Below are 1094 nucleotides of genomic sequence, written 5' to 3'. Positions count from 1 at the left end.
GCGATCGGCGCGATCAGTTCAACCGAGAACGACACGTTGTCGCCCGGCATCACCATCTCGGTGCCTTCGGCCAGCGTCACGGTGCCGGTCACGTCCGTGGTCCGGAAGTAGAACTGCGGACGGTAGTTCGCGAAGAACGGCGTGTGACGGCCACCTTCCTCTTTGGTGAGGATGTAGGCTTCGGCCTTGAATTTCGTGTGCGGCTTCACCGAACCCGGCTTACACAGAACCTGACCACGCTCGACGCCTTCACGGTCGATGCCGCGCAGCAGCGCGCCGATGTTGTCGCCGGCTTCACCGCGGTCCAGCAGCTTGCGGAACATCTCGACGCCGGTGCAGGTCGTCTTCTTGGTGTCCTTGATGCCGACGATTTCAAGTTCGTCGCCCACGTTCACCACGCCACGCTCGACACGGCCGGTCACAACGGTGCCGCGGCCCGAGATCGAGAACACGTCTTCGATCGGCATCAGGAACGGCTGGTCGACAGCACGCTCGGGGGTCGGGATGTAGTCGTCGACAGCGGCGAGAAGCTCTTTGATCTTCTCTTCGCCGATTTCCGGGTTGTTGCCTTCCATCGCGGCCAGAGCCGAACCGGCAATGATCGGAATGTCGTCGCCCGGGAAGTCGTACGAGCTCAGCAGTTCGCGAACTTCCATCTCGACCAGCTCGAGCAGTTCCTCGTCGTCCACCTGGTCGACTTTGTTCAGGAACACGACCAGCGCCGGAACGCCGACCTGACGGGCCAGCAGGATGTGCTCGCGGGTCTGCGGCATCGGGCCGTCAGCCGCGTTCACAACCAGGATCGCGCCGTCCATCTGGGCAGCACCGGTGATCATGTTCTTCACGTAGTCGGCGTGGCCGGGGCAGTCGACGTGCGCGTAGTGACGGTTCTCGGTCTCGTACTCGACGTGCGCGGTCGAGATCGTGATGCCGCGGGCCTTTTCTTCCGGCGCGCCGTCGATCTGGTCGTACGCGCGGAAATCACCGAAGTACTTCGTGATGGCCGCCGTCAGCGTCGTTTTGCCGTGGTCAACGTGGCCAATCGTGCCGATGTTGACGTGCGGTTTGTTACGTTCAAACTTTTCCTTAGCCAT

At 62.2% G+C, this 1094-nt stretch carries 1 protein-coding gene; it reads right to left on the bottom strand.

What is annotated here, in order from left to right; all coding sequences use genetic code 11:
• Positions 1-1094, bottom strand: a 1094-nt coding sequence (gene tuf, locus P1K30_RS23790) for an elongation factor Tu (protein WP_275635226.1), incomplete at both ends; no start/stop codon positions are given.

Source organism: Psychromarinibacter halotolerans (assembly GCF_029168315.1).
Lineage (GTDB): Bacteria > Pseudomonadota > Alphaproteobacteria > Rhodobacterales > Rhodobacteraceae > Psychromarinibacter > Psychromarinibacter halotolerans.
The sequence above is the reverse complement of the archived record's forward strand: the minus strand, read 5'-3'. Positions and strand labels throughout refer to the sequence as shown.